A 6,502-nucleotide genomic window follows, 5' to 3' on the forward strand; every position below is an offset into this window, starting at 1 on the left:
ACATGAGCAAGCCAGCGTCGGCCGTCAGCGTGGGTGCGTGGGCATGGTGCGGCCAGATCAGCTCTTTGCCCGCGGGCTTCAGCCGCCGCTCGTCGTGGTTTTCCGGCGTATCCGTTGGCGGCCCGAGAATCCAGGCGACCGGGGCATTGCCGCTTTGCGCCGAATCGGATCCGGGACGGTATGCAAACGCCACGATGCGGTCGAGGTTGCGCAGCGCGACGATCGCGACTCGCTGAGCCGGGTCGTAGATGATCGTGTTGCCGTGGGTCCAATCGCGGGTCTGGAGCCCCGCGTAGATGTGGTTCCAGTGGCCATCGTCCAGCGCACGGTGATGGCGGCAAGGATCGAAGACATCGAACAGGTCGATGCGCCGCACGATCGCACCGCCGTCGCGTTCGAACTCTACCAATACGTCTCCAACCACGTTGAACCACGCCTGTGTCACCGTCGACGGCGCCTGCGGGCACGCACTGGGCACGAGTCTGCGTAGCCGCGTGCTCAGGACCATGAAGTTGCCGTCAGGCAGCTCGTGCAAGTCGTGGTGAAAGGTGTCTGCGGCGACCGCAGCGACTCCCTCCCGCCGCAGCTTGCGCTTCTCCGCACTCTTGAGCAGATTCGTGGCCGCCCAAGCGTGCCGAACCCGACCGGCAAGGTCGATTTCGACGATTCGGTTCTTGCTGTGCATGTAAACCAGGTGTCCGTTCGCGAGCAGCCGAGCGTTTTCCGGACGATGTTTGTGCTCGAAGTACCACACGACCTGGCCCTCGGAGTCCAACGCAATCAGCCAGCCGCTGCCGGCAACCCCGTCCGGCCGCCAGACCGCAACGTCGAACAACGTGAAACCGTCAGCCATCGCTGCGCTGTCGCTCCTGGTGACTTCGATGGGCGGCAGCGTGGATGGCAAAGGATCGGTCGTGAGCACGAGGAACCGCTCGAGTGCGGTTGCACCTGCCGAGTCGCGCGCTTTGACCTCAAGCCGGTACGTGCTTTGTGCGCGTAGCCCAGCGATGAGGATGTTGTGACTGCGCCTGGGGCCTCCTCGCTCGGCAACACTCCACCCGCTGGTGCCTTGCGGCTGCACGGACACGCGGGTTAGCGTCGCGACATCCGTCTCGAAGCGCAAGCGGTAGACGAGGGCGCAGTTGCGATTGGGTTGCAGGTCAAGTGCACCCCCGCCGGCCCCCTTGCTGGACGAGCCGTCGCGGCAGGCGCCGGCCAGGCTCGCCAACAGCGCCCACAGGGTGGTGTGCAGCAGTGAAAACCGCCAGATCATGACAGCCGCGCACTTGGGCGAATCCCTTCTGGGCGCCGGGTCAGAATAGCATTGCCAGGTCGGCCTTGAGGCGCCCGGCCAGCAAGGCGCGCTGTCGCGCGAATACTCCCTGTATTCGAAGGCCGCGCAGCACCGCTGCACGGGATGGATCGAAATCGAAGTGGCGATGTTATGTTGACCCGACGCCTTGGCAGGGTCCTCGTACAGCGGCCCTTGGGGGCGCCGTCCGTCGTGTGGGCATGGTTGGTCGCCGCGAGCACTAGGTCCGATAGCTGGCGTTGATGGAGATGTAGCGATGGGTCAGATCGCAGGTCCAGACCCGCGCCGAGCCTTGGCCGTCCATCCCCACACGCACACTCACTTCAAGGCAATCGCCTTTCATGTACTTTGCTACCTCATCCTCGACGTAGGACTCGGCGCGCTCGCCGCGATCCGCGACCAAGTGAGGACCGAACCAGATGCTCATCGCCTCGCGATTCGCGGGCTCACCCGCCTTTCCAACTGCCATGACAACACGGCCCCAGTTCGGGTCCTCGCCCGCGATAGCGGTCTTGACGAGGGGTGAATTGGCGATGGCCAAGGCGATTCTCTTTGCCGACTCGTTGGACTCGGCTTCGCTGACGGCTATGCGCACGAGCTTCGTGGCTCCCTCGCCATCGCGGACGACTTGCAGGGCAAGATCCTCCAACACCCCCGCCAAGGCCCGGCGGAAGTCGCCCAGCGCCTCGTCGCCGGGATCACTGATCTGTCGGTGCCGGACAGCCTGGGTAGCGAACAAGAGCAGTGTGTCGCTCGTCGACGTGTCGCCATCGACGGTAATGCTGTTGAAGGTCGTCTCGACGTACTCGTTGAGTAGGGACTGGAGCAGCGAGGCCTCGAGGCTCGCGTCCGTAAACACGAAGCCCAGGACCGTGGCCATATTGGGCGCGACCATGCCCGATCCTTTGGCGATACCACAGATGCGGACCGTCTCATCACCGATCTTCGTTTCGAGCGCACTTCCCTTGGGATAGGTGTCGGTGGTGCATATCGCCCGGGCAGCGTCGTGGAACGACGCCCTGCCGAGGTTGCTCGCCAGTCCGTCCATGGCCGTGGCTATCGGTCCGGAATCGAGAGGCTCTCCGACGACGCCGGTTGAGGCAACGAAGACCTCCGACGGCGAGGCACCGAGCGCCTCGGCCACGACCTCGGAGATGTGCAACGCCGCTCGCTCGCCGCGCTTGCCCGTGAATGCGTTGGCGTTTCCTGCGTTGACGAAGCACCCGCGTGCCAACTTGCCAGACAAGTTCTTTCGGCAGAGGAGCACCGGCGCCGACGAAGTGGTGGAACGCGTGAAGACTCCCGCCACCTGCGTCCCCCGGACGAAGTCCGCCAGCAAGACATCCGGGCGTCCTTCGTACTTGAGGCCCAACGCAGCGACGGAAAGCCGCACACCGGACACCTTCGGTAGCTCCGGGAAGGCGGCAGGCGCGAGAGGGGAGCGCGGCAGATTCCTCACGCCGCCATTGTATCCGACGAACACGCCAACATGTCGCCGGTCAGGTGTCGGCCGCTACTCTTCGAGCAGGCTTCGCAGCATCCACGCCGTCTTCTCGTGGATCTGAAGCCGCTGCGTCCCGAGGTCGGCAGTTGCCTCGTCGCCGGCCTCGTTGCCAACGGCGACGACTCTGCGTGCCGTCCTCACGACCGCTTCATGCGCTGCCAGTAGGAGCCCTACCATGTCGGTTGCCTTCGGAACCCCGTCGGTCTCGGAGACGCTGGACAGGCGCGAGAAAGCCGAGTAGCTGCCGGGCGCCGGGTGTCCGAGCGATCGGATGCGTTCCGCGATGGCATCGACGGCCAACGCGAGCTCCAGATACTGCTGCTCGAACATTGTGTGCAACGTTTGAAACATCGGTCCTTTGACGTTCCAGTGGAAGTTATGAGTCTTCAGGTATAGCGTGTAGCTGTCAGCGAGCAGGTTGGACAGCTCTTGTGCCAGGCGTTGCCGGTCGTCTTCTTTGATCCCAATATCGATGTCCATGTTGTCCTCCGTGTCGATTCTCTGGGCTCGCGGATCGAGTTGGTTCTGTCACGAGCCCTTTGGGGGCCCGTGGCAAGATAGCCCGTGCAGACCGCAGTAGACCAGGCGTCGCTGGCAAGACGCGACGACGAGGAATAGAAACGCACCAGAGCACCCCGATCGGGGCTCTAGCGCGGGGCGCCCATCAGCTGCAGCAACGTCCTGCGCAGAGCGTCCAAGTCGGGCTTTTCGACGAAGGCGGCGGCACCAGCGTCCAGGCATTGGCGCTTGATGCTGGGCTCCTGGGAGTACACAACGGTGCGGATGTGGCGGGTGGCCTCGTTGTTGCGCAGCCGACCGATGCTGTGGACACTGTCGACGCGGCCCGAGTAGGCGTCCAGTACGATGAGATCGGGAGCCTCGCTTCCGATCGAGACGAGCGCGTCGACGATGTCCCCGTAACCGGTTACCTCGAACTGCGTCTGCAGAGCCTCGCGCAGCTTTGCCAGGGCAGGTTCGTCGGTGTCCACCACCACCAGGCGCGGCTTGCCGGCCAGCAGCACCGCGGGGACTGGGTAGCCGTATCTTCGCAGGAAGTTCACCACGTCGGCGCGGCGGAACCGCAGGTGGCGTCCCGGCGTACGGAAGTGTCGGATCTCACCCTTATCAGCCCAGTTGTGTATCGTTTTTAGGTCTACCTGGCAAAAACGCGCAACTTGCGACGCCGTGAATAGGTTTTTGCCAGTTTCCGTCCCCATCCGTTAATACATAACCTCACGTTGTTCCGCTGTCTAGGGAAAAATCCAGCTTTCTTGGGAAACTGGAAAGTCGAACAAACACGATCCAACCGCATCACGGGTATAGTTTGAGTCCTAGAAAATCGGAAAAATGCGCGATAAACGGGATCGCCACGGACCCAGGGTGCGAGGCAAGGTCGACGCTTCATGAGCGCTGGCTCCTTGTCCAATGGAGCGGGCGGATCGATCACGCGGTTCCGGTCGATCACGCGGTTCCTGGTCGATACCGCGACCGCGGGTTGGTGACCGATGCGGGCTAGTCTCCCGCCAGGACCCGCGTAGTGGGTACTCCGATGGCGGAGGTCAGCCGCGCCAGCGTTTCGAGCGAAGGTGTATGCCGGCCTGCTTCGACTCTGGCGATGTTCGGACGGTGGATGCCCGTGCGGCGGGCGAGCTCGGCCTGGGTGAGGCCGGCCTGCAGCCGCAGCTCCCTTAGCCTGGCCCCCAGCCGGGCACCGTCGATGCTCATTCCGTTGTGACCGTTGGTGGCGGGCGTTGCATCCCTTGCTGGCACGAGTCCTGCCGCCTGGACGGTGACCTCGACTCCGCTGGCCAAGGTGAGTCGAACCGAGCTCGCGTCCTCCGCGAGACTGATCTTCGTCACATCGCACCCGTCGTCGCCGCCCGGCAGCGGCCTGGGTATGGTTACCGCGTTGCCGTCCCCGAGAATGGCCAGCACCTCGTTCTTTCGCGGCGAGACGCTCACGTACTCGAAGCGCAGGGAGCGGTGGGCGTCGCAGCGGCGTGCGAGGCCTGCCGCCACACGCGCCACATCTTGGTCGGTCCGGACCAGCAGGCCCCGACACAGGTCCTCGAGTACGTCCTCAACGCCCCCGGTCCGATCGCTGCCCACGCAGTCCACCGCCGGTTGCGCACCCACTGCCCGTGCCAGCCCCACATCCGACAGCAGCTCGTCTTCATCGAAGCCTTGGCTGGCAGCGTCCACCACCACGGCCACACCGTCGCACACAGCCTCGCCAAACCCCTGTAGCGCGATCCGGCGGACCTCGAATCCGACTCGCGTGAGGGCAGGAAACCACACGCCCTCGGCCGCGGGCCGGTCGGACACGATCAATGCGATTGCAGGCATGGTCCCTCCTACCGGACGAAGCAGTACTTATAGGCAAAACTCCCCCGGCTCAAGGCCCCTCGGGTCGATTCGTGGCAAAACGCGTCGATTCGTGTCCGGTGCGGGAGCTGGCCAGCGGCACCGACGCCCCTGGAGCCCGGAGAGCGTTGGGCGCTCGGCCACCGTTTCAAACGCCTTGATCGACCGAATCCAGCCGGACGACAGGAACCCCCGCAAGCCAGTGCGGACCCCATAGGGCAAGGTCGCTCAGGCCCCAGACGCTCGGTTGACACGCACTTTTCGGTTTGCTAGCGATTCCCGTCCTTCCAAAGGCCGGCCCGGTCGTAGCGCGTGCTTGCCCGCCAGTGCGCAAAGAGAAGAAATTGCGATGTTCAAGTCCATCTGCATCTTTGGCGGCAACGCAAATCGGGTCTTGGCCGAGTCGATGGCCTCCTACTTGGAGCTGCCGCTGAGTCGTGCCCGAATCACGCGTTTCGCCGATGGGGAGGTCTATACCGAAATCCAGGAAAATGTTCGAGGCGTGGACGTGTACGTAGTGCAGCCCACCTGCACGCCGGTCAACGACAACTTGATGGAGCTCCTCGTGATGATCGACGCTCTGCGCCGTGCTTCGGCGGGCTCCATCACCGCAGTGATGCCGTACTACGGCTATGCTCGGCAGGACCGGAAGATCGCGCCGCGCACACCGATCACCGCCAAGCTGGTGGCTGACTTGCTCACGACGAGCGGAATCAGTCGAGCCGTCGCGATGGACCTTCACGCGGGCCAGATCCAGGGCTTTTTCAACGTGCCCTTCGACAATCTCTTCGCCATGCCAGTGTTCTTGACGTACCTTGCGCCAAAGTTCAGCGAGCCCCCCGTGTTCGTTTCGCCGGACGCGGGTGGCGTGGAGCGTGCGCGCGCGTACGCCAAGCGCGTGCAGGCGGACCTTGCGTTCCTCGACAAGCGGCGCGAGCGGCCCAACGTTAGTGAGGTGCTGAACGTCGTAGGTGACGTGCGCGGACGCACTTGCGTGATACTCGACGACATGATCGATACTGCCGGCACCCTGACCAACGCAGCCCTGGGCCTGAAGGAACAAGGTGCCGACAAAGTGTACGCGGCGGCAACACACGCTGTCCTGTCGGATCCGGCTATCGAGCGCATCGCACAAGCACCGCTGGAAGAAGTGGTCGTAAGCGATACGATACCCTTGACGAGCGAAGCCGAAGCCAGCGGCCATTTCACCGTCCTGTCGGTGGCTGCCTTGCTGGGCGAAGCGATCAAGCGTATCCACCACAGCGACTCCGTAAGCTCGCTCTTTGTATGAGGTGGCCGCGTTGCGCCGGGGAAACAGCGAT

General features: G+C 63.9%; 6 protein-coding genes. 1 reads left to right on the forward strand and 5 read right to left on the reverse strand.

All coding sequences use genetic code 11. The annotated features are described in order from the left end of the window. The 5 genes from MJD61_12250 to MJD61_12270 all read right to left on the reverse strand — a co-directional run. On the reverse strand, positions 1-1,273 hold a 1,273-nt coding region (locus MJD61_12250), incomplete at its 3' end, for an aryl-sulfate sulfotransferase (protein ID MCG8556040.1). 259 nt (positions 1,274-1,532) lie between these two features. Continuing rightward, positions 1,533-2,705 (reverse strand): bifunctional glutamate N-acetyltransferase/amino-acid acetyltransferase ArgJ, encoded by a 1,173-nt coding sequence (gene argJ / locus MJD61_12255; GenBank protein ID MCG8556041.1) that lies wholly within the window; start codon positions 2,703-2,705, stop codon positions 1,533-1,535. 120 nt (positions 2,706-2,825) lie between these two features. Beyond that, entirely contained in the window at positions 2,826-3,296 is a 471-nt protein-coding gene (locus MJD61_12260; protein ID MCG8556042.1) for a DNA starvation/stationary phase protection protein, read from the reverse strand. Positions 3,297-3,463: 167 nt separating this feature from the next. After that, the gene (locus MJD61_12265) at positions 3,464-4,033 is read right to left on the reverse strand and encodes a helix-turn-helix domain-containing protein (protein MCG8556043.1); all 570 of its coding nucleotides are present in this window, start codon (positions 4,031-4,033) and stop codon (positions 3,464-3,466) included. Between the two features lie 295 nt (positions 4,034-4,328). Continuing rightward, complete coding sequence (locus MJD61_12270) at positions 4,329-5,162, reverse strand: helix-turn-helix domain-containing protein (GenBank protein MCG8556044.1); 834 nt, start codon at positions 5,160-5,162, stop codon at positions 4,329-4,331. Between the two features lie 367 nt (positions 5,163-5,529). Here MJD61_12270 and MJD61_12275 point away from each other — a divergent pair, with 367 nt between their 5' ends. After that, the gene (locus MJD61_12275; protein MCG8556045.1) at positions 5,530-6,471 is read left to right on the forward strand and encodes a ribose-phosphate pyrophosphokinase; all 942 of its coding nucleotides are present in this window, start codon (positions 5,530-5,532) and stop codon (positions 6,469-6,471) included. Positions 6,472-6,502: the final 31 nt, after the last annotated feature.

The sequence above is a fragment of the Pseudomonadota bacterium genome, assembly GCA_022361155.1.
GTDB lineage: Bacteria > Myxococcota_A > Polyangia > Polyangiales > JAKSBK01 > JAKSBK01.